Source organism: Sphingobacterium sp. UBA7038, assembly GCF_002494055.1.
Lineage (GTDB): Bacteria > Bacteroidota > Bacteroidia > Sphingobacteriales > Sphingobacteriaceae > Sphingobacterium > Sphingobacterium multivorum.
This window is the reverse complement of the sequence record NZ_DLAV01000039.1, coordinates 527,960-550,441: the sequence shown is the minus strand read 5'-3', so window position 1 is coordinate 550,441 and position 22,482 is coordinate 527,960. Positions and strand designations below refer to the sequence as shown.

Genomic DNA, 22,482 nt, shown 5'->3' with positions numbered 1-22,482 from the left:
TCATGCTTTTTTAAATTTTCATTAACACAAAGATCGATTGCGCTACTGAAGCCTTTTTGCGCATTTTAAAAAAAGAGCATAAAAACAATGGAAGACCTCTTATTATCAGGTAGATAATTTTCTTGAAAAAATTGAAGCTTACACAGAAATATAGAAGTACGCAGATAGAATGCGTATTACAGTGTTAAACGAAACTATTATCCCCCATCTCATGCCACTGATATAAGCTATTCATAAAGAACAGCTCATAATCTTCTTCGTTGACAAAATAAAGGATTTGCCTCTTCTGCACCCAGTTGTAGCATTACTGAAGTCTGGGATGGCGCAAAAGATGGAAAGCGGCATTAGACCAAAAACTGAAAATGAAGTTTTTTGGCACAGATCTAGTACGGAAATAGGAACAACTAATTGCATATGAATTATCTATATATTATCTTCTTTTTTTTAGTTTTCCAGGGCTGTACAATGCGTAAAAGTACAATGACACCTGTCCAAAATAATAAATCCAAAATATACAATGACAGCTCAGTGCAAAAAGACTATGTTTCCATTTTAGAAACAATTTTGTCTGACGATTCGGCCGGTATCAAACTGCAACGTGAAGGAGAACGAAGGGCGTTCATTCATAATAAGTTTATGAGAGATTCTATCTCATCATTGCATGACAGGAATTATGTTTTTTACAACGTCGATCCACAGAAGCTGATGAAAATACTGGATAACCAGCTCAAAGACTCGCTGGATATGCTTAATCAGATGAACGAAAGGAAGGCAATCATCCCGATTCCAGCCGCTATCAAAGCAGCGTACAATGTCGATGACGCCGATAAATACAGGATGAACCGTAATCAAAGCATTTATTACCTTCATCTTCCCATTATGGGGTATAACCGCAAAAAAGAATACGTGCCGGTTGACTATGTATGCGGTCCTTTATGTGGAAACGGTGATGCATTTCTTCTTGAAAAAGTGAATGGTAAATGGGTAATCGTACAACGATTCTTTAACCTCTGGATCTCTTAAAAAAACGTAGCCACAATAATCTTTAAACAGAAGATATTCACTCCAAATAACGAAGCGGATTTATAGACTAATAGACCTTATCACTTTCTATAAATACACTTCCTGACAAATAGCACTCGGGAACGTTTGCCAGTACATAATCAATGTCAAGAATATTTGGACGAGCCGTACTTCCCTGCCCACAATACAAGTTCCTAATCCAGGTATCGACGTTCTCTACCCACATCGCCTTCCAAGTAATATTTTGTGGATCCTGAACTTCAACAGGTGAAATCAGCACATTATACCCCATCGCTCGCAGCGCGGTTAATACGACTCGATTTACTTTGACAAATTTCATCTTCAAAAGCTATATACGGTTCTCTTTACTTTGGAACAGTAATGCAGCCCATAAAGTTCAAAAAGTCGTTAACTTTGTGCTTAGTCAAAGATCCTACAGCTGACCCCGAACCAAACCGATCGCTTGCAATGGATCACCCCAGCATCAAGGGACTCGCGATCTTATTGAAGAAATGTAATATTTATTTCATAAAATTAGCAAGAAAAAATAAATCACGACTTGTAAACGTTATATTACTGTAAAACTTATAAAAGGGTACCAATGCCATAGCGGTTCTCTTTGTAATATAAATTTCTCACCCTTAAAAAGATAACATCATGAACGGAATCATATTTCAAGGAAAAAGTCTCAATATTGGGTGTACAGCAACATTCCTGTTCGAACCCGAAGTAGGTGTAGAAAATATTCCGGCAATAGCAGAACTTAGCACTGGTGAAAAAGCATATGCTGAAATACTTAGAGATAATACAACACTGATAACAGTACGAGTAGGTGAATATTTAAATGAAAAAGGAAAGAGAGCCAATGAAACGGCTTGGATGCTCACCTATAATCATCATTTAAAATCATGGCAGATAACGAAGAACCTTAACACAAAATAGCGTATTTTATTTCTTAGGAATACCAAAGTAACGACATAAAAGTCTTTAGTGCAATGTCTTGAATGGAAGGTCGAGATGCTGAGTCTCGGTCTTTTTTGTATAAAACTAAACTATTCATCCCTGAAAGTAGTTCATTAATAAACCAAAGTATACATATTATGGCACTTACAACAGGAAATGAAGACAAAGTAACAAAAGAAGTAGAACAGCAAACTTCTAAAATTCCCTCAATTTTATTCTTGGCGGCATCACTTGCAGCGATGGGAATTTCAGCAGCATTAAAATGTTGCAAAACAAAAGATGATAATACAGCTTTGTTCGTCGGTCAATGGGCGGCACCGTTTTTATTATTGGGAATTTACAATAAGATCGTTAAGACTGAAGGACACGATTAATAGGTTTTATTTTTTATGGTTGATTTTAAAGGCTGGTCTTAGGATCAGCCTTTTTTATTTTTTTCAAACTAAAAGTAATTCGACATTGTATTATAAGTACTTTTCAAAAATATAGGTTAATAATAATTAGAGCCTTGGGTTCCCCCCTCAAGGCTTTTTCCATTTTTATCAAACCAAGCTGTTAACAGAATTGTCCATTTAGCGTCAATCGTTATGTATCAGTTCAGTTAGATTGATTTAATTGTATGGTCAGGTTTTAGGCCTGGCCATATTAAACGTATTTTCCGGTCCTTTATGGATCTGTCTATAATTTAGTTAGGGGCTAATCGAAAGATTAGTCCTTTTTTTGCTAAAAAATGAACTATTATAAATGAATATCGTTATCTGATAGGTTAAGTTAGTTTGTTTTAGTAGTTATAAAGGTCGGTAATTCATGTCGCCGGCCTTTTTAATAAAGTAGTACTTTCCCCTGATTCAATCGATTCTGTTATTATATCCGCTACATGAAATGTTTCCCCGAAAATTAGTCGTTTCCGGGGGGTAGAATTGTATAGTATAAACTGAATTCGTGACTACCAAGGTTTGATATCTGCATCTTAAATTATACAGATGTTCAACATTGTTAAGGAACATCTGTATAAAATTGAAAAATTGATTAGCGTTTCTTTATTCGCTTCGCCTCCTCCCCGATTTTTGAGAAGGATTTATCTCTTTTGCGCCTGTCGTGTTCAGATACGGAGAAATGCCATGATTCCCTTCTCAATTTTAAGTAGCTTTCGTATACACGAGGTTCTAAAAGACCATTGTCTACCGCATTCTTAACTGCACATCCAGGTTCGGAAAGATGAGCACAATTGTCAAAGCGACAGGAGCCAGCAAATCCAGAGAAATCAAATACGTCTTCCAATGTTTCGGGAGTTTCTAACGCTAAACCGAATTCTCTTACACCGGGCGTGTCAATCAAAACGCCGGAACCATCCATCAAGACCATTTCTCTCCGGGTTGAAGTGTGCCTACCTTTCCCTGTGGCGTTACTTGTTTCGGAGGTGAGCAACACTGTGCGTTCGCATAACGCATTGACTAAAGAACTTTTTCCTACACCAGAGGAGCCTATACATACTATTGTTTCCCCAGGCAGGATAGATTCACGTACAAGAACAATTGACTCTGTGGAATGAATGCTTGTGTAAAATACTTGCACGTTGCTGGTAAGGTGTTTTAACGACTCATCTATATCCTGTCGATTAAAATCCAAATCAGATTTAGTGAGTATGAGCACCGGTTGAATATTTTCTTCCAATACCTGGGCCATAAACCGTTCCGTTCGACGGGGATTAAAATTGGCATCCAAGCTCTGAACAATAAAAGCTTTGTCTATATGAGATGCTATTGCCTGTTTATCCGAAGTGGTACCACTCTTTCTTCTGTACAATGTGTGGGTACGTGATAGGATATCGACAATTATTCCTTTGTTGTCGTCAAAAGGTTGAAAGATAACCCAGTCCCCCGTGCAGGGTAGCTCAAACGCTGACTTTCCAAAGAGCAGATTGCCCGCCAGCTCGCAAAATAGCAAGCCGTTCTCGGACATGATCTCGTAGTTAGTTTTGTTCACAGCCGAAACACGACCATGAAAAAGATTAGAATATGTAGATTCTTGTTTAAGCTGAAATAGGTCACTATTCCAACCAAATAATGCGAGGTTATTCATTTATTATTAATTTAGAATGATGAATTAAATTGCTGATTATTGGTCATCCGAATGACTCACAGGTATACCACTGGTAACATGCTTATTACCAGCGAAACGCAAGAAGCAAGACACCCGGAATCAGGCAATCATTCCAATCGCTAAACTATAATATGTGAATAGTTGTTTTTGCATGAACTACAAAGATATGAAAAGTTAAATTGAATAGTAAGAGAAAAATGGACAATGTGTATATGGCTCACGTAGCGGGCTGTTTTTACAAAAAAGCAAACGATGACCGCTCCTCATGTGTTCAATTATAAAAAACAATTATGCCCCTGATTTCCAATAGAAAAAATACAAAGTTAACCGCCCGCAGGGTTTCTGTGCTGTTGCATCTTATGGGCCTGGTCCTCCTCATACTTTTAGGTAGCTGCCATGAGGATGATAGCCCCGCACCCGAGCAGGCGCACTTAAAAGTAACGGTAAAAACTGAAGGTGATCAGTATGATGCAGTCCATCTCGAGATCCAGAAGTTATGGACCCGCACGTCTGCAGGTGGAGGAAAAATCGAGGCAAATAAAAGGGTAAACATCCTCCGAATTCAAAAGGATAGCATCATCGCGGGTGGACATGTGCCCCATGGCAGCCTACAGGAAGTTATGCTAAAAGTTGCCCCTAAAGGAAATGAAATAGTCATAGATGACCTTCCCTATGCTTTAGAGATGCCGCAAGGACAAATTATCGCGGTGAATATCGCTGCCGACAATAAGCTTTCTCCGAATGAAAACCATACGCTAATGCTTCATATCAATCTATCAGATTTCATCCAAGAGACTGCAGAAGGTAAATTTGTGATTAATCCCAACCTCACCGCAGTACTGGATTAAAGCGGCAGGTTACTCGCTTCTAGGGTCTGGCTTTAACGGCATTTTAGCACAGCGGATCACCTCAATGGAAGGGCAACCATATTCTACGACAACTTTGCCTTCAACCAAATAGATTCCCGTCCCATGGAGCGGATATTTGACCAGGCTCTGTGGGAAATGGACGGTATCAAAAAAGCGCCCCTCGGCATCGAGGAAAGTACCGAATTTCATCAGGTCGCCACGCTCGGTCTTCACAAATTTCTCACAGACAAAATCCCCTACAACGCGGACTATTTTTCCTTCAAACAAGTGGAGTTCTCTGGCTGGCATATCGCCCCGGTAATTGCTTTTGGTAAGATCAAAAAGCGTCCCTGTGACACAGAAGCCTATCAGCTCCATTTCGTCGTAATAGTCCTCCAAGATATCTTCTTCCAAGGGTGGCAGTATAGGCTTGCGACTCTCAGTCTCAAAGAGCGCCATACCCGTTGCAACAGGCTTATGCTTGCTCATCATCAGATGCGAAGCCCACAGCAATTGCTTTTTTCCCGTCCCCGTAAAGCGCAAGGCTCCAACACGGATCAAGATAACAACCTGCTCAATACCCGTCTGTGTGCGCTTAACAAAATTTTCCAGACTCGTATAGGTGCTATTCGCTTCGCGCTCTTCGATAATGCGATGGGCCAGTTTACCCTCCAAGTTGAGCAGGCAGTCAAAACCCAGATAAATATCCTTACCCTGAATGGAGGTATTAAAAACGGACTGATTGACACAGGGCAGGCAGATATTGCCGCCTGAAATTCGTGCTTCATTGACATAGACTTTACGATTGTAAAACCCACCATAATTATTGAGTACCGCAACCATAAACTCCAAAGGATAGTAAGTCTTGAGGAAAAGACTCTGATAACTCTCTACAGCAAAGGATGCGGAATGCGCCTTGTTAAAGGAATAGCCCGCAAAGCTTTCCATCTGCCGCCAGATCTCGCGGCTCGTCTTTTCGGGGTATCCCTTGGCCTTGAAGTTGGAAAAGAATTTATCCTCGATTTCGATCAGGTGGTCTTTGCTCCGGTATTTGCCCGACATCATGCGCCGCAGCACATCGGCATCGGCCATATCGAGTCCACCGTAGGCATTGGCGATCTTCATCACATCTTCCTGATAGACCATCACGCCATAGGTCTCTTCGAGCTGTTCCTTAAACACGGGGTGCGGATAGATGACCGTCGTGGGGTCGTGATGCCGGCGGATATATTCGCCCATCATACCCGAACTGGCCACACCAGGCCGAATAATGGAGGACGCTGCCACCAACGTCAGGTAATCATCGCAACGCAGTTTGGTGAGCAACTGCCGCATGGCCGGGCTCTCGATATAAAAACAGCCGATGGTATTGGCTGATTTTAATTGCGTCGCAATATGGGCATCCTGAAAAAAACGCTTGGGGTTGTCGGTATCGATCACCACACCCAAGTTTTCCCGCACAATGGTCCGGCAATCTTTGATATGGCCGATACCTCGCTGGGAAAGGATATCGAACTTTTCAAAACCGATATCTTCGGCCACATACATATCAAACTGCATGGTCGGCAATCCCTTGGGCGGATTGTCCATCGCCGAATAACAGGTGAGCGGTTCCTCCGAAATGAGCACGCCGCTGGCATGGATGGTCCGCTGATTGGGAAAATCGGCCATGCGGTTGTAAACGCTCAGAATTGTATTAGTCACCTCATTTTTGTTGAGCATATGATCGGGCTCATGCACCAGGCGGTCGATCTCGGCCTTGGGTAGCCCATATACCTTACCCAGCTCGCGCAGGATGCTGCGGGAGCGAAAGGTGCTCATGGCGCCCATCAGGGCTGTATGTCCTGTCTGATAACGGTTGAAAATATAGTCGTACATCTCGTCGCGTTCATTCCAACTAAAATCTATATCAAAATCAGGCGGACTCTTGCGCTTGGGATTGAGAAAACGCTCAAAGGGAAGCTTAAGTGCAATGGGGTCAACATCGGTGATCCCCAAGCAATAAGCAACAGCAGAATTGGCCCCCGATCCACGGCCTACATAGTGAAAATTGCGCCCACGTGCGTAGCGGCAGATATCGTCGGTAATGAGAAAATAACTGGAGAAACGCAGGTTTTCGATAATCTCGAGCTCGCGCTGGATGCGTTCGGCTGCCACCCGGTCGTTACGACCATAGCGTCTGGAAAAGCCATCCATGCAGTACTTGTACAGGAGCTGCTTATCGTTGTAGCGATTACCGGTAAAGGTTGCTTTATTTTTAACACTGGTGAAATCGAAACTGAAAGAACACTGGCCCAGTATACGGTTGGTGTTGGCCAGCAATTGGGGCAAGTCGGCAAATAAGCGCATAAGCTTGACCCGAGGGATAAATACCTCGTCCTCGGCAGCGATCTGCCCTTTGTTAAGCTGCGAAATTAACAAGTTGTTATCAATCGCCCTTAATTGCCGATGTAAGGTGTAGTCGGTTTTGCGGAAACTGACGGGTGCGATTATCACACAGCGATCAAGTACCTTGCGGTCCATCAGCTGGGCGCGGGTCCGCTCACTGGGTCGAACGCCGATGTATTCGAAGTCCCGCAATGGAAAGGCATTGAGCCTGCTAAAGGGATAGATGACAAAGACCTCCTCAAATTCGGGCGCACGCTCCGGTATAGCGCGGTTTTCCATATTGAGCTTAGTTCGATACTCATTGATCTCACGGAAGCCACACTCATTTTTGGCGATGGCTACAAAACAAAGCTGATCGTCGTTGCGGAACTCCATCCCTGCGAGTAGGTTCAGTCCGGCTGCGCGCCCCAGTTTGATAAAATCCAGTGATCCCGAACTGTTGTTGATATCGGTAAGCACGGCGGTATCATAACCGCCAGCAAGCATGCCCGACACGAGATCCTGCAGGCTGAGGGTACCAAAACGTAGGCTATAATAGCTATGTAGATTTAAGAGCATGCTCCCCTCCTTTCTCCGGCAGCGGCGCACAGATGGCCTTCATCAGAAATTCGGCCCCATAGCGTTTTCGGATCTTGTCCATGGCTTGCATGAGGTTAACCTCCTCGGCGCTATCGTCAAAGAGATCGGTCTGGTAAGAACCGTATATCAGGCCCGAGAACTTGATCCCAATAAGCCGTATCAGCATCCTGCGGCTATAGAGTTTTTTGAATAGCGAAAGCACCACATCGGTAAGCTTTCGATCCGAATTGGTATAGCCAATCTGCAACTGCTGCGTATGGGTATCGAAGTTGCTGTAACGGATCTTGAGAGTGACACAGCTGGTTAGTTTCTGCTCTTTGCGCAGATCGAAAGCGAGTGTATCGACCATGCTGATCAGCGTGCGACGGAGTACATCCATATCGATAGTATCCTGCTGAAAGGTATTTTCTTTGGACATGGACTTTTGCTCCCGAAAAGGCAACACCAGGGAATCATCAAGCCCATTGGCTTTGCGCCAGATGTTGATCCCATTTTCCCCGAGGACCTTCTGCATGGTGAACACCTCCATTTGCTGTAGGGTTCCGATCTTGGAAATCCCCATATTTCGGAGCAAGGTAAAGGACTTCTCGCCTACCATGGGAATCTTGCGGATGGATAGCGGTGCGAGGAAACCTTTTTCGGTACCATTTTGTACCTGCTTTTCGCCACAGGGTTTGGCCGTACCGGTGGCGATCTTAGAGACGGTTTTGTTGACCGACAGGCCAAAGCTAATGGGTAACCCAGTCTCTCGGATAATACGCTGGCGGAGCTCCTGGGTCCATTTCCAACAACCAAAAAAGCGGTCCATACCGGAGACATCGAGATAATGTTCGTCTATACTGGCTTTTTCGACAATAGGCGTTTCTTCTTCGATAATCTGTGTAACGATACCGGAATAGTGGCTGTATCGATCGTGATCGCCCCGGACTACAACGGCTTCGGGACACATGCGCAGCGCCAGCCGCATGGGCATAGCGGAATGCACGCCAAACTTACGGGCTTCATAGGAACAAGACGCAACTACCCCGCGGTCACTACTTCCTCCTATGAGCACGGGTACTCCGATGAGCTTGCGGTTCTGCAAGCGCTCGACAGATACAAAAAATGTATCGAGATCACAATGTACTATACTCCTCTCCATGTTTTTTCAATTGTATAAAAAAGCCGTCCTTCGGCCTCTCTTAATTTGGTAGTTGCTCAGTTCAAAATTACTAATATTATTAGCAAACAATCAAGAAGGCACAATGGTTTAATTTTTATCACATTCATTGTCAGCGATATAATTTATAGTCGGTCGTTGGCTTAAACAAGATGGCGGCCGTGCTGTTTATTACAAAACGCGACCTATGAACGAAAAGATACTCAGCTATTTAAAGCGTGAAGGATTCATGTACTTATGGCGAAAATTTGGCGAGCACGCCTATAAACCCATGAAAGGAAATCTTGAACAGCTGCTCGCACGAACTTGCCCAACACCACTTTGGGAAGACGATTTATTGTAGATAGACAATGCGCTATTATTGGTCGACACAGAAAGTCTGCAAGATGATTGGAACGCGCTTATAAAGAAGAAAATGGGAAAATAAAAAGCCTTGATTCCTACATCGGATCCACCCTCGAATCAAGGGACTCGAGGTAGTTATTCCTTTTTATAGCTATTAAAATTGTCCTGTATGAGTTTTGCAACCAATTGCGGATTTTGGTAGTAAATACCATGTGAATATTTCGGGAGCAGGACAAGCATGCTATGGTCATTGTCTTTTAACAATGCTGCATAGTGCTGGATTCGCAATTCATCGTATTCTTTCCACCATGCCTTAAAATTGATACCCAGATTTAGTTTACGGTCCAGCTCTTCATCGGGCAGTTCAATATTTTTGTTGTAGGATATGATCACTGTAGCAGCAATTTCTTTTTTCAATGGCGGCAATTTTCGGTATTCATGAAAGTATCCTTTTGAAATGGACGTTAGCGCTCGAGCAGCATCAATATGTGCTCCCGCACTGGAATTTTTATTTTTGGACATCTGCTCCATAATAATCTTTGTAATCTGCTGATAGCTCGTTTTACTCTGCGAGACCACTTTAGCATGTTCATCCTCTTGCTCGGTTAACATAAAATCCGTCGGGTCCGAAAATACCAGTCCGCATACTTCATCGGGATACTGGGCTGCAAACAGACGGATGTAAGGGCCTCCCATGGAATGCCCCACTAACAAGTAAGGGGGCTGAATGGCCAAGGTTTGCAAAAGGCCATGTAAGCGCGCCACCACCTGGCTATCTGTCACAATACGGGAGTCGGGTTCGGAACTACCAATACCACTTCTTTCGTACTGAATACTCGCGATATGGTTGGGCAAAAGGGGTAAAATCGGATCAAATGTACCGCCGCCCAATCCGGCTTCGAACACCAAAATAGGTTCCCCCGCTTTGCGGTTGGCAAGATTGCTGGTTTTATAGGCCATTTTTTTTTCCCTCAACCATAACCGATTGACTCGTATTAGAACGCGCCGATACAGCTTTCGTAAAAGCTGTGCCTAAAAACAGCAACAGCATTGCTTTGAATAGTTCTTTCATATACAATAAGTATATGGAGGTAAACATCTGTTACACTGGAGCTAATATTTTTTTTACTCCTGCCAAATGAAACGTATACCTTGATGCCGGATATCGATCTGTTGGATTGTATTGAAGAGACGGCAAATTGGAAAATATGTTCCCTCATGTACAAAAAGAAAAAGCCCGCTTGAACAGCGTCCAAGCTACCTTAAAACCTGATATGGTTAGTTACTTTAGCGATGAAATATTTTTGAGTACATAAAGCCAAGTTCCTCGTAAAATATTTTGCCCTGATTACAAATATTTTTTAGGCGAAACAGCATGGGTTTTGATATTGTTATCTCTTAAAGATTAATAAATGTGGAAAGTTTGACCTTCGAAGCTTATCAATAGCACGAATGTCGAACCAAAAAAAATATTACTATGTCATTATTTTCAAACGATTTGAGCAAAGAACCCGTATTTGACGGGATTGGTTACGAACCTTCTTTTTTTTCAAGAAAGACAATGGTTACGACCAAGACAAATTACAGCAAAAAAAAGTACAGCGATGTCAACAAGGACACCCGAAAAAAGATTCTTGTGCTTTGCACAGAAGAACGGTATATGACCATGAAAAATGGAAAGAAATTTTCAACAGGCAATCATCCGGTCGAAACACTCGTTCCCATTCTTCATTTCGAACAGGCTGGATTTGAGGTTGACTTCTACACACCAACCGGTGCTCCTGTAAAATTCGAAATGTGGGCTATGCCGTACGAAGATGAAAACATCGGTAACATCCTCGACAAGTATAATACACAATTTTCAAACCCGCACAACCTACGGGATTTTATAGCTGATACGAACAAAGGATATGTTGACTACGTGGCCGTTTTTATTCCAGGTGGACATGGCGCAATGCTCGGGCTACCTGAAAATAATGATGTAAAAGAACTTATCAAATGGGCAGTAACTGAAGATAAATATCTCTTGGCAATCTGCCATGGCCCGGCAGCGCTCTTAAGCGCTGCAGATTGCGGAGACGCTGAATTTCCCTTTAAGGGGTATAAGATCAATTCGTTTCCCGATGAAATGGATAAGACTTTGCCAGAAAGTGGTTACCAGCCGGGCGAGATGCCCTGGTTTTATGGCGAAAAACTCAAACAACTTGGGGTAGAAATTTTGAATAAAAAAATTGCCGGGGATTGTCACGTTGACAGAAAATTGATTACTGGGGATAGCCCATTGGCGGCCGATAAATTCGGAAAACTCTGCGCAGATGAACTTCTCGCCCATGAAAAATCAAAAGTGGAAAATGGATAGGCGATTTTTTTCAAATAAAAGGCTCCCTTATTAACCGATAAGGGAGCCTTTTTTTGGCTAGATCTCCGCTTGAGCCAATGTTAAACCGGCTTTGGGCTTTGCTCTAATTTAAAGTTAGGTATATTTCTGAATTTCTGCCTATTCTTTCGTTAATAAAAGGGCTATATCCTGTTTTGCAAGCACATGGCCTTTATCGACAATATTGCTCTTGACATATAGAAAACACTGATTATTATGATCGAGTTTGCCAACTATCACCTCAATAGATTTTATATTCAGTTCTCCCATCTCTGCAGGATCCACTTTATTCGGATCTAAAATTAATTGTCCGTCTTTCTTAAATTCTTCGAGTTGCCATGAGTAACCTGCCCAAGGTCCAGCAACCAGTGTTGTCCGTTTAGCATCCATAATGATCTGCCCTTTGTATTCCAAGCCCAGGCTATCAACCCTGACCCGCTGGTCTTTTAAATTGATGACCACATATTTTAAGTAATCGCCGAAGTCTTTAGGTTCGAAATGGATGCTATTGTCCTTTCGAACGATCTTGAGCTCCATAGCCCCTATTTTATCTATTTTGATAGCCTGGGAGAACTCCATAAAAGTAGCATACTCCGCTTCGCTAATCCCTAGATTTTTGTGATATGGTATAGGCTCTCCGGGTTTTAATTCCTTCATTGTTTTGAAAAACCAATCTTCATTGGCTTTCAAGGCTTGTTTCATTTTCTCAACAATTGCAAGCTGCGATGCATTAGGTCGAGGAATTCCCAACACCGCTGCGGTATAGTTACCTTCAGGAAGTTGTCCGTCAACAAAGTGAATAGCCAACGCATTGCTGTCCACTCCTGATTGCTTTTGTGCAGAAACATGGAAGGAAAATAGGAATGCCGCTAGCACCCAATACAAGCGAAAATACTGGTATAGAAATGTCATGTTCAACGTGTTTGAACGATAAAATTACGGTTTAATGCTGACAATCCTTCATCTTCATCGCCCACGGTTCACCTTTAGTTACCAAGCTGGACCAGCCCAGGCGGCTAATGAATAGATGTGTATGATAATTCAAAGCTAATTATAATCCCTTTTTACCGGCTAACCAGTAGCCGTGTAAATAAACGGTACCATTGGTGTTTTCTCTAATGATTTTTCTGAAGAGTTGAACCGATTTTGCATTACCTGTCAACACGAACTTAGCTTCTTGCCAATCTGGAGTATCGATCACCGACAGTTTGCCTACCCACTCCTGCTTGTTGGACAAAAAGTTTTTGGAAAATATCAGGCAGTTTTCCAAACCCAATAATTTTGGAACATCTTTGTTCTCTTCCTCTAATTCAAAAATAAACATAAACTGATGCTTGTTCTTCTTTAACACTGGAAGAAAAGAACAAGCAAGTGCTAACGAAGTTTCATCGCCAAAAATGACAAATCTTTGCGTTGTTTTATCATAGTACCTACTTAACGCTCTTGGCTTATACATCACAATTTGATCGCCCACTTTCAAATCCGCCATAAGACGACTTCCACAACCTTTACCATTCAAATAGACGACGAATTCAAACAAGCCCTTTTCAGTATCTGCATGGGAAACGGTATATCTTCGAGCCTCTGTATCATTAATTCTGAAGTCTATGAACGAACCGACCGTAAATTGTACATTTTTTAAATCCCCTTTAAAACACATCTTCTTCACAGATTTTGATAAAGAGACTGTTTCGACAACTTCGGTCAAAGGCAGCTTGGGCGTTAAGAATTCTAAGGTATCAAATAACCACTTTGGTGCACTTGGCATAGTATTTATATTTTGTTCAAAGCAAAGTACAGCAGAACCGATCGTATAAAATAGAACGGAAAAGAGTAGGTATTGGATTAATCGTGGTTTTTGCCCACGAAATGGCCGAGCGTGGTTTACCTCCGCTCGTTAAACATCGCCAGCAAATTGTCAAGGCCACCTTCCGCGTGTAATATTTCGGTGTTTTCCAACGTATCTTTGGTAACTTCGGCCGCCCTTGCCTGCATTTGTTTTTCATACTGTGAAATTGCCGTCTGAATATCCGGAAAATGATCGCTGGTCAAATTTTCGGCCAGCTCAAAAGCGTCCTGCATTGCCTGGTTTACACCCTCACCGGCATAGGGCGGTATACGATGTGCCGCATCGCCAAGCATGGTCAAGTTGGGTAATGTGGGCCAAGTCTGGTCCAATGGAAAATAATATTGCGGGCGTGGCATAAACCAAATTTTATTACTTGCAAAAAGTTCATGCCATTGTTCGCTCCAGGAGGAGAACGCGACTTTAAACCAATCAAATACCTGTTGCTTGTTATTAAAGTCAATGCCGCTTTCCTGCACCCAATTTTCAGGGACTTTACAACCGGTATAAAACAATAAACTGCCCTCTCCTTTTGCACTTAAGATAATGGATTGTCCGTTTCCAAGCGCAAAGACTTTTCCGCCTTTTGTGATTTCCCAAAGTTTCGGTGCGTTTCTTTCAGCCTCGTAGACATTTCCCTCAACAATCGTCACGCCAGAATAAGTCGGCTTAATATCGGTGAGATAAGGGCGAATTTTTGAGTTTGCACCATCCGCTGCGACGACAAGGTCAGCGTAAAAAGATTTTCCGTTTTTGAAATGCAGAAGCCAGCCATGATCCTGTTCTTCCATTGAAACAAACTGACTGTCCCAGACAATGGTACCCTCATGCAATGCGTTTATTAAAATATCACGCAAAGGGGCACGATCAATTTCAGGACGATCTTCCTGATCCTTATGTGGAAGCTCGTGCTCATCCATTTTGATGATGGCCTGGCCGTCCAACACCCTTAAACGTCCCGCCTCGGATCGAAAGCTAGCTTTAAATTCATTCATCAAATTTGCCCTGCGAAGAGCTTCCAATCCACTTTCTTCGTGCAGGTCCAGTGTGGCTCCCTGCTGGCGAACTTCTTTATTACTATCACGCTCATATACAGTTACATTTACTCCTTTTAATTGTAAGAGTTTGGCTAGTGTGAGTCCGCCAGGACCACCGCCAACGACTGCCACTTTTTTGTCTTGTAATTTCATATCCAGTACAATTTAATTTTTTTGACTGAACAAAATTAGGTGGATCTGAGCGTTGAAAATTGTATAAAATGCTCATTTTGGTTCTTCAACAGTTCTTTTGGTGAAACACCTGCAAGTTTCTTGACTTCTTTAATAAAATGGGATTGATCGGCAAAGTTTTGTTGTGGAAACAATTTGCCTTCTTTGATGTGCTGAAAGGAAGCACGGAAGCGGATAATATTGCAATATGCTTTTGCCGTAAGTCCGAACTGCTGATCGAAATAACGGTTGATCTGCTGCCGACTCCAAAACGATTGTGCTGCAAGTTCTTTAATTGTAATCGCCCCGTTTGATGTATAAATAAGGTCGAACAGTGTTCGTTTCCTGTTGTCAACTTCACGTGGCAAAAGTGACTGTATTTTTTTTGTCGCTTTCGCACAGAATAAATCAAAGTCATTCAGGTCGTCGGCACTAAAGTTCCAAAAATTAGGAGGCGAGAGGCTTGCCCTGTCCACCAAGTTGGCGATGCTGGTCTGAAAAACAGATTGGATTGCAAGCGGGTTAAAACTGATGGCGTAAGTCTGTCGCAAAGGCGCAATGGTCGCCCGCCCCGGCTTAGTTTGGATGCCCAAAAGCGTCATGTGGAAAGGCTCTGTTGCAGATTGCGTAAAAAATAGATCAACTCTTCCGTCAGGCAGTACCACAACTTCTTTATCACAATCCGATTGATTTTGTAAAAGCCAAAAGCTGTCAACAAAATCCGCTAACGGCCTGTCAGGTTTTACTGCCTGATATTTTAATTCATTTTCCATTGCTTTAGTGAGTTTGTGCGCAATAGCCTTCCCCGCTAAATTCACTACGGCACATCCGGTGAAAAGCCCCACACGTTCAATCAAAATTACGGATTATTGTATAACCACACACGAAATAGATCAAATACCAAGCCTATTCGGATGACGATAGCGGCGATCCGTGTTTTTCAATGACAAATGCTTTAAGCTCTGCCATTTTTCCATCTTCGAATCGCCAAATGTCGCAATAATCGAAATGCTCATATTTTCCGGCCTTATTTCTCAACCGGATTTCTCCGGTCACCATAACAGAATCGCCTTCCTCAATAGATTTTTCCACATTAAAAACTGGTGGTTCCTGATAGAACTCTTTCATATAAGTACGGATTTCTTCTTTCCCATGGAGGATACGATCCCCTACAAAGACCCATTTCGTGTCTGCAGTACAATAAGCTAAGAAGCTTTCATAATCTCCCTTTGCTATAAATTCATTGGCCATCTGTAATATTCTTATATTTTTCATTTTCATCAATTTGTTTTGAATCATTAATTTTTGTCGGTCTACAAGCATTAGATCTTGTGATGGATCAGTATGATACCCCGTTAGTTTATAAAACCACACAGAGGAACATGTTGTTTTAAACGATGAAATAAGATATATTCAATGCTACGACGAACTGTAGAGATTAGGATTTAAGTAGGACATTCGATAATTGTGAAGTAGATTTATTCTTTACTCATTGTCGTCGTTTATCAACCATTTTCTCAAAAGCTCCAGCACCGTTTTCTTAACAAAAGGCTTCACTGCAAAATCGTCCATTCCACACGAAATGCATCGTTCTTTTTCTTCCTTAATATTGCTTGCAGTCAATGCTATAATTGGTGTATGCATCCTACCGTCCTCATTTTTCCTAATCAATTCAGTTAACTCATATCCATTCATTTCAGGCATCTGTATATCCATGAATACCAAATCAGGCCTATTGTCCTTAAACAATTCAAATCCCGCGAAACCATCGACAGCCTCTATGATTTCAGCATTGGGAAGAACATTCTGTACAATGGTTCTGGTGAGCAACATACTAAATTTATTATCTTCAATAATTAAAATCTTGTATTTGCCTTCCAAAAAGAGCGTTTCTTTTTCAGCATATTTGATAGATCCTTCATTCAGCTGTAGCGCAGCAACTAATGTTGAATACAGTTGATCTACTTTAACTGGTTTGTTAATACAATGAATAATATTGCTGCTTTCAGCAATAAGGGCTGGGTTGGTTTCAAGCACTGATAACATTAAAACTACGGGCTGTCCAACTCCTCTGTAAAGTAACTTTTCCCTGATTTTTTTTACAGTATCGATACCGTTCATAATAGGTAGATCATGGTCGATAATAATCGCATCATACCGTTCTCCTTTAGTCAACAATTGAAGAACTTCAAATCCGTTATCGGCCAACGAGACATTAACTTTCTTCATCTGCAACATCAATGCAATATTTGCTCGTTCGGCATCTCGCCGGGCGACTATCATAATATGTAAAGATTCTAAAAGTTTCCATTCATATACATCCCCTTTTAGAGATCTCAATGTTATTTCAAAATAAAATTTGCTACCTTTTCCGTGTTCACTTTCCAATTGTAATTTACTGTCCATCATTTTTAGCAATTGGTTGGAAATGCTAAGTCCTAGCCCTGTTCCTCCAAATCTTTTACTTATTGACGCGTCTTCTTGAGAAAATGCTTCAAATATCTTTTGCTGTTTATCCGGTTTAATACCGATTCCGCTGTCCGTAACACAGAAGCGAAGCGTCGTGGAATTTTCGTCCGAAGATAGTACATTAACATGTAGCGCAACACTTCCCTTTTCCGTAAATTTTATTGCATTACTTAAAAGATTCATGAGCACCTGTTTGAGACGAAGTGAGTCAACCCAAACATAATGTGGTAGTGATTCTGATAAATTTACCCGAAAATCTAATTTTTTGGCTTTCCACTGAAAATCAATCAAACTTGCCACCTGAGCAAACATCTCATACAGATCATTTTTTTCAATAGAAAGCTCCAATTTGCCAGCTTCAATTTTAGAGAAATCAAGTATATCGTTTATGATACTCAAAAGAAGATTAGCAGACTGATCAACAATGGAAAGATACTCTTTTTGTGTATCGTCTAGTTTTGTTCGACTCATCAAATCCGTAAACCCTATAATCCCATTAAGAGGTGTACGAATTTCATGACTCATATTGGCGAGAAACTCTGACTTCGCCACGCTACCTTGGTCAGCAAGCTTTTTAGCTTTCTCTAACTCTTCTCTTTGAAGTACAATCTTCGTGATGTCTGTGGCAATGCCAAGATAACCTATAATCTGACCAGAAATATCACGCATTGCAGTAACGGCAAGAGATACATAAAGTTGCGTAAAATCCTTTTTTATATAAATCCACTCTCTTTGCTCGTATCCGTAGCGCTCAGCTATTTCGACGAACACTCTAAATTCACTAATCGGATAGCCAAATTCAATTTCAAGTTCCTTCGCGCGATCTCTAACTTCTCTACTGCTATGAAATAATGTCGGCGTAATTTTACCGATCACTTCTTCACTTTTATACCCCAATAAATTTTCTGCGCCCCGGTTGAAAAGGGTTATCACCCCTTCTGCGTCAGTTGCTATGATAGCAACGGCAGTAGTGGCATTCAAAACATCTTCAAGCATTTTCTTAGAACGTATCGATTCCGCTTCAGAGCGTTTACGCTTATCGATATCCTGAAAAGTGCCATATAGTCGAACACATTTACCCTTTTTAAAAGCTGCTTTGCCTAATGCTCTAACCCACAACCTTGTACCCTGATAGGTATCAATCTCCAATTCAAGATCCCATGATGCTCCCGTAGATATTGCGCAATTTATAGCCTGAACAATTTTCATTTTATGTTGAGGATCCTTGTAAAACTCTATTGCTGTTTCAATAGATGGACGATAGTCCTTTGGGACCCCATGAATAATCTTGGTCATTTCAGACCAATCGATATAATCGTCAACTAAGTCATACTCCCAGCTCCCTACTCTGGCAACCTGACTGGTCATGTCTAGTGTAGACTTCACATATTCCAACTTACTAGTTAACTGGAGATGCTGGTTTTTATCTTGAAGTAAATTAAGAACTTCTATACACAATAATGAAAGAAGAGTCCGTTGACTATCCGTAAGCTTGTTGGGGCGTCTATCCATAACGCTTAAAAAACCAATTATTTTTCCGTCGTAACCGATTAACGGTGCCTCATAATAATACAGTATGCCAAAATTTTGGAAAATAACTGAATTGCGCTGCGATTGAGGCTCAGTGCTAACGTCTGGAATTTCTAGCGTGCCGTTGACATCAAACACATAGTCGAAAAATACCTTATCGATACTTACATTGCCATCGACATCATGAAAATAAGTCTGTACAAAATTTTGACTGTTATCAAATAAAGTCAACACTGCAATTTCCGTATTACATATTAATTTAGCTTTAAGGAGCACTCCAAAAAGATCTTTTTTAATCATATCAGCGACCAGCTTATAATTATTATCCATGATAAGAGGATGGCTGTTATCGTTTTTGGGGTATCTTTGATTGTGCATAAAGTTATAATATGCTATAGAAATTTAGTTTATAACAAAACAACAATTTTATTTGAATAGTTTTTTAATAAAAAAAGAATTAATTCAAATTAAAATATGTTAGATAAACAACCTTGAATCGAGAACTTAAGGTTGTTACTATCTGTTATTAACCTTATTTATGAAAAAGTATTGTTATAACAAGGGACGTTTCTCTTTCTTTTGATCTTTATACAAAAATTGTTTATTCATTCTCTAGTTCGTTGATCAGGCGAAATGTCAAGTTGATCCTTGCGCTCATCTTTTGCGTAGATTTTGCGATTCGATGTTCCCATGTCTCCTGCAGATTGCCTTTCATCAACAACAGAGCACCATGGTTCAGTAGCAACGAATACTTCTTATTATGATCGTCCACTTTCCTGAAATCAAAATAGCGTGCTTGTCCCAGACTCACCGACCCGATCACGGGTCTATTGCCCAATTCACTCTCGCGATCGCGGTGCCAAGCGACTGAATCGTTGTTGTCGCGATATAGATTGAGCAAGACGGAATTGAATGTACAATGAAACCGCTGTTCAATCCGCTCCTTCAACGCCTTTAATGGGATAAGCCATTCATTCACGGCTATCCTTTTTCCGGCCATTTGATAAGTCGCATTTTCGTCGCCATACCAGGCGGTCAAGCGAGGAGTCAATATCGTTCGGTCGTACATTTTTTTGGATGTCTGCTGCCAGGGTACTTCTTTCAGCAGGAAATCAAACAACTGATCAGCTTCCTCCTGCATAAGAAAGTCCGGCTCAAAGTTCAGGAGATCTTCCGGAAAAATATATCCTTCATGTTGAAATAAGCTAAGCTGATCCATGGAATAATGAGCTAAAATTTATACGATTTTCCGAAGCATCAAAAACCTATGCCTGCAAAGAAAGAACAATCCTCGCTGCAGAGCGTTTGCTATTTTTTAAGGGAAAGTCTTGCTGACTGTTTCCTTTTGTCGCTATTAGAATTGTCCTTTATGAGTTTCCAACCAAATGCGGTTTATGGACGTTATTCAACAATAAAAAAATGGCAAATAGTGAGCTATCGCCATTTTTTTAATCCTGACGTTATTTAACCAGTGTTGCTTCCAGTTCTACCTTCAAAGTTTCAAACAATGTCTTGACTTCCAAAACTGTACTTGTTTGCTTCACTTTATTTTTAGTAATCCAATCCTGAATTACATCAAAGTTTTCAAATAGCGCTGTAGAATCGGTCGTGTAGATATTGAGGCGAACGAGATGTCGAGCTTCATATCCACTTGATTGAATAACTTTTTCAAGATTTTCAATAGTATGAAAAATCTGGGTTCTCATATCAGCAGTGCTCGATACGCCATCATCACTAATAGCACATTGTCCCGACACATATAAGGTTGAATGGGCATGTTTAATTTCAACAGCCTGCACATAATTTCTGGCTTCCTGCCAGTTCCAAGGATTGATTATTTTCTTTTCCATTTCTGTAAAATTATTATGGAGCAAAGCTCAAAATATTTTTACATTCACCTGTGTGACAAACCTCACAATTAAATAAAATCAAGAAAATAGACGGCTTAATGTCTCCCTGGATACGCCTAGGTAAGAAGCAAGCAACAATTTTGGAATCCGTTGCAGCAAAGCGGGATTTCTTTTGATCAGCTGCTCATATCTTTCCTTTGCTCCCGAGGTTAAAAATGATAAGATCCGTTGCTGGGAACCGATATGCCCGGCAATTGATTTACGAAGGAAAAAGCGTTCCATCTTTTGAAGCCTATTGCACAACCTTTCAAAATTTTCCAGCGACAGACAAAGTAATTCTGTTCTCTCAAGACATTCCAAAGTAAATGAAGCATTTCCGCCCGTGTAAAAGGCTGAAACATCGGTTTCCCACCAGTCTTCCATTGCAAATGAAACAATATGTTGCTTAGCGTCATCGTCTGTATAATAAAATTTAAGAAGACCAGACAATACAAAGTAAATATAGTTTACGGTATCGCCCTCCCTAAAAATACATTCCGACTTTCTATACTGCCGTTGAATAAAACATGCTTTTACCAAGTCAAATTCATCTTCAGTAAGTACAACGACTTTCTCAATATGTTCTTTTAACAGATTATATTTATCTTCCATTAGATTGTAAGTACCATTTACTGCTGATTACAAGTGTTAAAACTTCCATTGTAAAATTGACTAAATGAAGTGTTTTCTCAAAAACGCTGATACAAATCCGCCGCGGAAAAAATAGTGCGGAGAGTTTAAGTATCCGTAAAAATTAATTGAATTGGGCTCTATATTGTTGTGGACTTTGTTTGGTTTTTAATTTAAACAATCTGCTAAAAGATTGCGGTTGTTCAAAACCTAATTCAAATGCAATTTCAGAAACACGGAGAGCTGTGGTAGATAACTTATTCTTTGCCCGATAAATCATTTTATCATGAATGATTTGCTGGGTGTTTTGACCGGTAAGGTTTCGCAACAGATCGCTTAAATAACTCGCTGACATATGCAGCTGATCAGCCAAATAATTCACGGTGGGAACTCCTCCACTCAGGACCTTATCGCTATTGAAATAATCCTCCAACAATTGATCAATACGCTCGGCAATACTTGGATAGTTTTGTTTTCGGGTCAGAAACTGCCTGTTATAAAATCGTTGGGCATAATTAAGCAACAGTTCAATCTGGGCGATGATCACATTGTGGCTCATCTCGTCTATACGGTTCTCAAGTTCTTCTTCTATATTTCTGAAAAGTGATAGAATGGTTTCTTTTTCTTTGTTCGAAAGGTGCAACGCTTCATTGGTAGCGTAGGAGAAAAAGTGATACTGATGGATCTTTTGGGCTAACGGATAGTGCAATAAAAAATCAGGATCTATGAGCAGCGTGATCTGTGGGCGAAGTATGCTTTGTTCTCCAGTTTCCTTCTGCTTATCCGTTTCTATAGCAGAGAGAATCTGCTGAGGAGCAACAAAAAACAGACCGCCCTGTTTAAAATCAAATTTGGTATGGCCATAGATTAGTTCCCCTCCGGCATCTGGTTTAAAAGCTATTTTATAATAGTTCAACACATGTGATTTAGGAGGAGCATGACCTTCAAGTGGCTTGTCTACCCCATTCAACAAAACAATTAAGGGATGCTGCGGCGGCGGAAAACCTGATGCCTGCATGACATCGGCCAGCGTATTAAATCTTTTTACGGAATGATTCGATTTTTTGGAAACCATATCATAAAAATTCTAGGTTACAAGTTAAACAATATTCGCTTTTCCTCACA

The 22,482-nt window shown here is 41.1% G+C and carries 22 protein-coding genes; 6 read left to right on the top strand and 16 right to left on the bottom strand.

Going from position 1 to position 22,482, the window contains the following annotated elements; translation table 11 throughout:
- Nucleotides 1–414: 414 nt before the first annotated feature.
- Nucleotides 415–1,023 carry a hypothetical protein gene (locus B3H30_RS23940; RefSeq protein ID WP_146753053.1) on the top strand — a complete coding sequence of 203 codons (609 nt, stop codon included), beginning with the start codon at nt 415–417 and terminating at the stop codon, nt 1,021–1,023.
- A gap of 67 nt (nt 1,024–1,090) precedes the next feature.
- Here the strand turns inward: B3H30_RS23940 and B3H30_RS23935 are convergent, their stop codons facing one another.
- Nucleotides 1,091–1,363, bottom strand: coding sequence for a hypothetical protein (locus B3H30_RS23935; protein ID WP_070568767.1), 273 nt, complete (start codon nt 1,361–1,363; stop codon nt 1,091–1,093).
- Nucleotides 1,364–1,680: 317 nt separating this feature from the next.
- On the opposite strand from B3H30_RS23935, the gene B3H30_RS23930 reads away from it, so the two are divergent.
- The gene (locus B3H30_RS23930; RefSeq protein ID WP_070568770.1) at nt 1,681–1,965 is read left to right on the top strand and encodes a hypothetical protein; all 285 of its coding nucleotides are present in this window, start codon (nt 1,681–1,683) and stop codon (nt 1,963–1,965) included.
- Between the two features lie 158 nt (nt 1,966–2,123).
- Nucleotides 2,124–2,360, top strand: a complete 237-nt coding sequence (locus B3H30_RS23925; RefSeq protein WP_112374587.1) for a hypothetical protein — start codon at nt 2,124–2,126, stop codon at nt 2,358–2,360.
- A 655-nt stretch (nt 2,361–3,015) separates the two neighbouring features.
- Here the strand turns inward: B3H30_RS23925 and rsgA are convergent.
- On the bottom strand, nt 3,016–4,068 hold the full coding sequence (gene rsgA, locus B3H30_RS23920; RefSeq protein WP_070568773.1) for a ribosome small subunit-dependent GTPase A: 1,053 nt from the start codon (nt 4,066–4,068) through the stop codon (nt 3,016–3,018).
- A 311-nt stretch (nt 4,069–4,379) separates the two neighbouring features.
- On the opposite strand from rsgA, the gene B3H30_RS23915 reads away from it, so the two are divergent.
- Entirely contained in the window at nt 4,380–4,937 is a 558-nt protein-coding gene (locus B3H30_RS23915; protein ID WP_070568776.1) for a DUF4382 domain-containing protein, read from the top strand.
- Nucleotides 4,938–4,946: 9 nt separating this feature from the next.
- Here B3H30_RS23915 and B3H30_RS23910 read toward each other — a convergent pair whose 3' ends face one another.
- Both B3H30_RS23910 and dinB read right to left on the bottom strand, forming a co-directional pair.
- On the bottom strand, nt 4,947–7,883 hold the full coding sequence (locus B3H30_RS23910; protein WP_286774916.1) for a DNA polymerase III subunit alpha: 2,937 nt from the start codon (nt 7,881–7,883) through the stop codon (nt 4,947–4,949).
- Complete coding sequence (gene dinB / locus B3H30_RS23905) at nt 7,864–9,045, bottom strand: DNA polymerase IV (RefSeq protein WP_070568437.1); 1,182 nt, start codon at nt 9,043–9,045, stop codon at nt 7,864–7,866. Before dinB ends, B3H30_RS23910 begins: the two co-directional genes overlap by 20 nt.
- A 205-nt stretch (nt 9,046–9,250) precedes the next feature.
- Between dinB and B3H30_RS23900 the strand changes: the two genes are divergently transcribed.
- Complete coding sequence (locus B3H30_RS23900) at nt 9,251–9,406, top strand: hypothetical protein (protein ID WP_159332901.1); 156 nt, start codon at nt 9,251–9,253, stop codon at nt 9,404–9,406.
- 137 nt (nt 9,407–9,543) lie between these two features.
- On the opposite strand, the gene B3H30_RS23895 is transcribed toward B3H30_RS23900, so the two are convergent.
- Both B3H30_RS23895 and B3H30_RS23890 read right to left on the bottom strand, forming a co-directional pair.
- Nucleotides 9,544–10,368: an alpha/beta fold hydrolase gene (locus tag B3H30_RS23895; RefSeq protein ID WP_070568440.1), complete on the bottom strand. Its 825-nt coding sequence runs from the start codon at nt 10,366–10,368 to the stop codon at nt 9,544–9,546.
- A complete protein-coding gene (locus tag B3H30_RS23890; RefSeq protein ID WP_286768044.1) occupies nt 10,358–10,480 on the bottom strand; it encodes a hypothetical protein in 123 nt (40 codons plus the stop codon). Before B3H30_RS23890 ends, B3H30_RS23895 begins: the two co-directional genes overlap by 11 nt.
- 405 nt (nt 10,481–10,885) lie before the next feature.
- Here B3H30_RS23890 and B3H30_RS23885 point away from each other — a divergent pair, with 405 nt between their 5' ends.
- On the top strand, nt 10,886–11,767 hold the full coding sequence (locus tag B3H30_RS23885; RefSeq protein ID WP_070568443.1) for a DJ-1/PfpI family protein: 882 nt from the start codon (nt 10,886–10,888) through the stop codon (nt 11,765–11,767).
- 138 nt (nt 11,768–11,905) lie between these two features.
- Here B3H30_RS23885 and B3H30_RS23880 read toward each other — a convergent pair whose 3' ends face one another.
- The 10 genes from B3H30_RS23880 to B3H30_RS23835 all read right to left on the bottom strand — a co-directional run bounded on the left by B3H30_RS23880 (nt 11,906) and on the right by B3H30_RS23835 (nt 22,432).
- Complete coding sequence (locus tag B3H30_RS23880; protein WP_070568446.1) at nt 11,906–12,697, bottom strand: hypothetical protein; 792 nt, start codon at nt 12,695–12,697, stop codon at nt 11,906–11,908.
- Nucleotides 12,698–12,836: 139 nt separating this feature from the next.
- Entirely contained in the window at nt 12,837–13,553 is a 717-nt protein-coding gene (locus B3H30_RS23875; protein ID WP_070568448.1) for an FAD-binding oxidoreductase, read from the bottom strand.
- A gap of 116 nt (nt 13,554–13,669) precedes the next feature.
- On the bottom strand, nt 13,670–14,821 hold the full coding sequence (locus B3H30_RS23870; protein WP_070568450.1) for an FAD-dependent oxidoreductase: 1,152 nt from the start codon (nt 14,819–14,821) through the stop codon (nt 13,670–13,672).
- 35 nt (nt 14,822–14,856) lie between these two features.
- Nucleotides 14,857–15,696, bottom strand: coding sequence for a helix-turn-helix domain-containing protein (locus B3H30_RS23865; RefSeq protein ID WP_236586082.1), 840 nt, complete (start codon nt 15,694–15,696; stop codon nt 14,857–14,859).
- A 49-nt stretch (nt 15,697–15,745) separates the two neighbouring features.
- Nucleotides 15,746–16,114 carry a nuclear transport factor 2 family protein gene (locus B3H30_RS23860; protein ID WP_070568793.1) on the bottom strand — a complete coding sequence of 123 codons (369 nt, stop codon included), beginning with the start codon at nt 16,112–16,114 and terminating at the stop codon, nt 15,746–15,748.
- Between the two features lie 210 nt (nt 16,115–16,324).
- Nucleotides 16,325–19,168 carry a response regulator gene (locus B3H30_RS23855; RefSeq protein ID WP_286834905.1) on the bottom strand — a complete coding sequence of 948 codons (2,844 nt, stop codon included), beginning with the start codon at nt 19,166–19,168 and terminating at the stop codon, nt 16,325–16,327.
- Nucleotides 19,169–19,439: 271 nt separating this feature from the next.
- Nucleotides 19,440–20,057 carry an alpha-ketoglutarate-dependent dioxygenase AlkB family protein gene (locus B3H30_RS23850; protein WP_070568455.1) on the bottom strand — a complete coding sequence of 206 codons (618 nt, stop codon included), beginning with the start codon at nt 20,055–20,057 and terminating at the stop codon, nt 19,440–19,442.
- Between the two features lie 241 nt (nt 20,058–20,298).
- Nucleotides 20,299–20,688 (bottom strand): RidA family protein, encoded by a 390-nt coding sequence (locus B3H30_RS23845; RefSeq protein WP_070568460.1) that lies wholly within the window; start codon nt 20,686–20,688, stop codon nt 20,299–20,301.
- A 78-nt stretch (nt 20,689–20,766) separates the two neighbouring features.
- Nucleotides 20,767–21,339 carry a Crp/Fnr family transcriptional regulator gene (locus tag B3H30_RS23840; RefSeq protein ID WP_070568463.1) on the bottom strand — a complete coding sequence of 191 codons (573 nt, stop codon included), beginning with the start codon at nt 21,337–21,339 and terminating at the stop codon, nt 20,767–20,769.
- 142 nt (nt 21,340–21,481) lie between these two features.
- On the bottom strand, nt 21,482–22,432 hold the full coding sequence (locus B3H30_RS23835) for a helix-turn-helix domain-containing protein (protein WP_070568466.1): 951 nt from the start codon (nt 22,430–22,432) through the stop codon (nt 21,482–21,484).
- Nucleotides 22,433–22,482: the final 50 nt, after the last annotated feature.

What these genes read in the sequence shown, in the direction of transcription:
- B3H30_RS23840 (WP_070568463.1), bottom strand. Translation starts at nt 21,339, where the DNA reads ATGGAAGATAAATATAATCTGTTAAAAGAACATATTGAGAAAGTCGTT.
- B3H30_RS23860 (WP_070568793.1), bottom strand. Translation starts at nt 16,114, where the DNA reads ATGAAAAATATAAGAATATTACAGATGGCCAATGAATTTATAGCAAAG.
- dinB (WP_070568437.1), bottom strand. Translation starts at nt 9,045, where the DNA reads ATGGAGAGGAGTATAGTACATTGTGATCTCGATACATTTTTTGTATCT.
- B3H30_RS23880 (WP_070568446.1), bottom strand. Translation starts at nt 12,697, where the DNA reads ATGACATTTCTATACCAGTATTTTCGCTTGTATTGGGTGCTAGCGGCA.
- B3H30_RS23910 (WP_286774916.1), bottom strand. Translation starts at nt 7,883, where the DNA reads ATGCTCTTAAATCTACATAGCTATTATAGCCTACGTTTTGGTACCCTC.
- B3H30_RS23845 (WP_070568460.1), bottom strand. Translation starts at nt 20,688, where the DNA reads ATGGAAAAGAAAATAATCAATCCTTGGAACTGGCAGGAAGCCAGAAAT.
- B3H30_RS23895 (WP_070568440.1), bottom strand. Translation starts at nt 10,368, where the DNA reads ATGGCCTATAAAACCAGCAATCTTGCCAACCGCAAAGCGGGGGAACCT.
- B3H30_RS23925 (WP_112374587.1), top strand. Translation starts at nt 2,124, where the DNA reads ATGGCACTTACAACAGGAAATGAAGACAAAGTAACAAAAGAAGTAGAA.
- B3H30_RS23915 (WP_070568776.1), top strand. Translation starts at nt 4,380, where the DNA reads ATGCCCCTGATTTCCAATAGAAAAAATACAAAGTTAACCGCCCGCAGG.
- B3H30_RS23935 (WP_070568767.1), bottom strand. Translation starts at nt 1,363, where the DNA reads ATGAAATTTGTCAAAGTAAATCGAGTCGTATTAACCGCGCTGCGAGCG.
- B3H30_RS23855 (WP_286834905.1), bottom strand. Translation starts at nt 19,168, where the DNA reads ATGGATAATAATTATAAGCTGGTCGCTGATATGATTAAAAAAGATCTT.
- B3H30_RS23890 (WP_286768044.1), bottom strand. Translation starts at nt 10,480, where the DNA reads ATGAAAGAACTATTCAAAGCAATGCTGTTGCTGTTTTTAGGCACAGCT.
- B3H30_RS23940 (WP_146753053.1), top strand. Translation starts at nt 415, where the DNA reads ATGAATTATCTATATATTATCTTCTTTTTTTTAGTTTTCCAGGGCTGT.
- B3H30_RS23870 (WP_070568450.1), bottom strand. Translation starts at nt 14,821, where the DNA reads ATGAAATTACAAGACAAAAAAGTGGCAGTCGTTGGCGGTGGTCCTGGC.
- B3H30_RS23885 (WP_070568443.1), top strand. Translation starts at nt 10,886, where the DNA reads ATGTCATTATTTTCAAACGATTTGAGCAAAGAACCCGTATTTGACGGG.
- B3H30_RS23875 (WP_070568448.1), bottom strand. Translation starts at nt 13,553, where the DNA reads ATGCCAAGTGCACCAAAGTGGTTATTTGATACCTTAGAATTCTTAACG.
- rsgA (WP_070568773.1), bottom strand. Translation starts at nt 4,068, where the DNA reads ATGAATAACCTCGCATTATTTGGTTGGAATAGTGACCTATTTCAGCTT.
- B3H30_RS23835 (WP_070568466.1), bottom strand. Translation starts at nt 22,432, where the DNA reads ATGGTTTCCAAAAAATCGAATCATTCCGTAAAAAGATTTAATACGCTG.
- B3H30_RS23930 (WP_070568770.1), top strand. Translation starts at nt 1,681, where the DNA reads ATGAACGGAATCATATTTCAAGGAAAAAGTCTCAATATTGGGTGTACA.
- B3H30_RS23850 (WP_070568455.1), bottom strand. Translation starts at nt 20,057, where the DNA reads ATGGATCAGCTTAGCTTATTTCAACATGAAGGATATATTTTTCCGGAA.
- B3H30_RS23900 (WP_159332901.1), top strand. Translation starts at nt 9,251, where the DNA reads ATGAACGAAAAGATACTCAGCTATTTAAAGCGTGAAGGATTCATGTAC.